We start from the raw sequence: 3291 nt of genomic DNA, 5'->3' as shown, positions 1-3291 counted from the left end.
TGCCACTGCTAATTTCACTCAAGCAGTCAAGTCACTGGTAAATAGACACCTTGCCCGCTAGCTGGTTTCCGTTAAAGCTTGATAAAACTGCTGACAATTCATCATCGGCTGATTGCCTAGCCAGCCGATGATCTGTTGCGTATAGTCTTGCCGCGCCTCATCGACTAAGTGGAAATTAGTATCAAAAAAATCGTTGGCAGCACGCATTGCTTCCCTTGGCCTACCTAACCAAAAGAGCCCCTGAGAAGTAGCCCTATGGGGCAACGTTTCATAAAAGTGCGCCTCGGTTAGAGAATCAACATAGCTACGCTGAAACAGCAGTGGTGGCGGCATAAACACTGGGCATGCCCCTTGTGTGAGTAGCTCATCACGGAATTGACGCAGCCGCCCCCAATCGAAACTCCCTTCACGTAACGCTTTACCATACGTTTCATCGGGTAAAGCGTTCAAAAAGTTCCAATGTCGCTCTTCGCGTAACGCTCGCTCCGTCAGTATTTGATCGCCATGTTTATCCAGACGTTGAGCGCCATAATCACCGCTTACCGTAAACCCTTCAGGAAGCCCACGATAACCCTCTAAAATTCGCGTATAGGAAGTTTTGGCAAACACCTCAATAGCGCGCTTTAAAGGGAGTTGAAAAAAAGTATCAGGGTGGCTATTGGCCCAATGTATTAGCGAGCTTGAAACCGCTTCCTCCCGGTTATAAAGAGGGTATTCAAGTGGTAAAAGCACCAGATCCCCAGGCCGCACAATATTTTTAGCGGTGCTCAAGATAACCGGCAAAGAAATACCAGCATTCACACCAAGATTAACCGCAGGGCGGTTATAAGTTTCTTCGAGGAGGGCGCTGTTAATACCAAACATCGCTCCCGAACCGGCAAGCACGATTATTTTAGGAGAAGGTAACGTGCCAGCGATTGTCTGTTTATAGCTGATTGCCCCATTAATCCACTCATTGTTAGGGTGTGGCCGTCCTAATTGCCCGGCCCAAAAAATGACCCATAGCGCGAGTACAGCAAAACCGCCAGCGGCCACTCCTTTCAGAAAACGTACCATTTAGTATCCCTTCAGAATGGCGTGCAGCTAAAAATTGAAGTAAAGAAAAGCTTGGCTAGGCAAGTCTATCATTGCTTTGAACACCACTAACAGCAGCCCGCCAACTAAGGCACCCTGCCAAAAATAGTGATGTGGCTGAGTTAATCGCTTTGCCCAGGTCATGCTGTTCGGCATGATTAGCACGATGAGCGTAGCCACGAGTATTAGTAGCTCAGGCGAGCGCAGGGACATAACGCCTTGGTTTAAGGCGTTAGCGAGATCGCCAAGTGCCCCCCATTGCCAAACGGCAAGGCCTGAATACAAAGACCAGGTATGCTCAAGGCCGGTTGCCCGAAACGGCACCCAAGCCAACATAACGGCCACAAAGGTAAAAGCCCAACTCGCCGCGAAGGGGAATCGAAAAACGCTGAGCCGCCGCCATACCACCATCATCGTCAATAACGCCCCGTGCAAGCCGCCCCAGACTAAAAATTGCCAGCCCGCGCCATGCCAAAGCCCGCCTAGTAGCATCGTCACCATTAACGCCAATAAATGACGCGGTAAACCATGTCGGCTGCCGCCAAGCGGAATATACAAGTAGTCACGCAAAAATTGGGAAAGCGTTATATGCCAGCGTTGCCAAAAAAGTTGGATATTGGCGGCACGATAGGGTGAAGCGAAGTTATTAGGTAGCGTTATACCAAACAGTAACGCTAGCCCGATAGCCATATCCGCATAGCCTGAGAAATCAAAATAGAGTTGTAAGCCATAAGACCAGCCCGCCATCAGTGTATCGCCCGCAACAATAGAGTCCGCTGGCGCGTTATAAAGGCGATCCACATAGGGCGCAAGATTATCAGCAATCAATAATTTCTTAGCTAGCCCTAGCGCTAACAGCAGTAAGCCACAACGAACGGCCGAAGCGCTTGGTCGCTGTAAAATTGCCAGCTGTGGTGCTAAGTCACGGTAATGAACAATAGGGCCTGCAATCAACTGCGGAAAAAAGCTAACAAACACGCCGTAAAGTGACAGCGGTCCCCGTTGAACAGCGCCTTGGCGCACATCCACTAAAAAAGCAATCTGCTGAAAGGTAAAAAAAGAAATGCCCAGAGGCAGTACCAATGGGCTAAAAGATTGAGGCGGAAGGTCGGCTAATGAAAGAAAAAAGATGGAATACTTAAACCAGCCCAGTAAGCCAAGATTAAAACCAACGCCAAGCCATAACCAAGCACGGCTTGGTCTAGCTACATAGCCAGCCAGCCAATAGTTAACGGCAATACTGCCCAGTAAAAGTGGCAGTAGCGTGATATCCCATACGCTGTAAAAGACAAAGGATGCCAGTCCCAACCAGCCAAGTAGTAAATGCTGCTTGCCAGAAAATGACAATAGCCAAAAAATTAGCCAAACAGTAGGTAAAAAAATAAATAGAAACTCAGGCGTGCTAAAGATCATGCAAAAAGACGCTCATTCAACTGCGGATTAAATGCGCAGGAGCATACCACAGCTCATGGGCTTCAAGCGCTGCCGATAGGGCGGTGTCAGGGCAATCGCACATGAAGAAAGCCTCTCATTCCAAGCCCAGTAAGTGAGCGCGATATTCATCTGAGGTGGCCGCAAGGATTCGCTTGGTCTTGAAGCTCCCCTTGCGAGGCTTGGGGTCCAGGCGAATCAGGTTGAGCGTCAACCGCTTGAGAATGGCCAGGTTATGCCCAGCGTGCGCCGTTCGTGCCCGCATCTGGTCATCGGCAAAGGTCACGTCCAGGCACCAGTGCACCTGATTCTCGATGCGCCAGTGCTGTCGAACCGCCTTGGCCAACTGGTCGGCATTCGGCACCAGACTGCTGAGGTAGTAACGGCGCTCATGTTCCGTCTTGCCTTGGCTTTCGCGTGTTGACTCGATGACGGCGAAGCAGCGCAGGTCCGGCCAGCGAGTCGGCTTCGGCAGGCAGTCCAGTGCATCGAACACGTAGCAGCGTCGTGTCTCCAGGCGGCCATGCGCCTTGCTGACCTCCTTCTTGACCTGATGCGGTGTCTGCGCTGCCGGCGCGGCGCAAAACTGGTCAAAGAAATCGTCGATCGCCTCCTTGAGCTGGGGTTGGTTCTCCTTGACGGCCAGTACATAGTCGGCCCGACGGTCGCGGATCGCCTGGGCAATCGAAGGCTGGGTGCCCATGGCGTCAATGGTGACAATGCAACCTTCCAGCGCCAGGGTGGCCAGCAGGTCCGGAATGGCGGTCTTTTTGGTCGATTTGGTGG

At 51.3% G+C, this 3291-nt stretch carries 2 protein-coding genes and 1 pseudogene; all 3 read right to left on the bottom strand.

The window, feature by feature from the left end:
* Positions 1 to 57: 57 nt before the first annotated feature.
* Positions 58 to 1056 (bottom strand): hypothetical protein, encoded by a 999-nt coding sequence (locus INT22_RS19765; protein WP_193060323.1) that lies wholly within the window; start codon positions 1054 to 1056, stop codon positions 58 to 60.
* A 27-nt stretch (positions 1057 to 1083) separates the two neighbouring features.
* Positions 1084 to 2487, bottom strand: a complete 1404-nt coding sequence (locus INT22_RS19760; RefSeq protein WP_193060322.1) for an MBOAT family O-acyltransferase — start codon at positions 2485 to 2487, stop codon at positions 1084 to 1086.
* Positions 2488 to 2602: 115 nt separating this feature from the next.
* Positions 2603 to 3291, bottom strand: a pseudogene (locus tag INT22_RS21665) (ISAs1 family transposase); the annotation flags it as partial.

Source organism: Halomonas sp. 3D7M (assembly GCF_014897885.1).
GTDB lineage: Bacteria > Pseudomonadota > Gammaproteobacteria > Pseudomonadales > Halomonadaceae > Vreelandella.
This window is presented reverse-complemented; position numbering and strand designations above follow the sequence as displayed.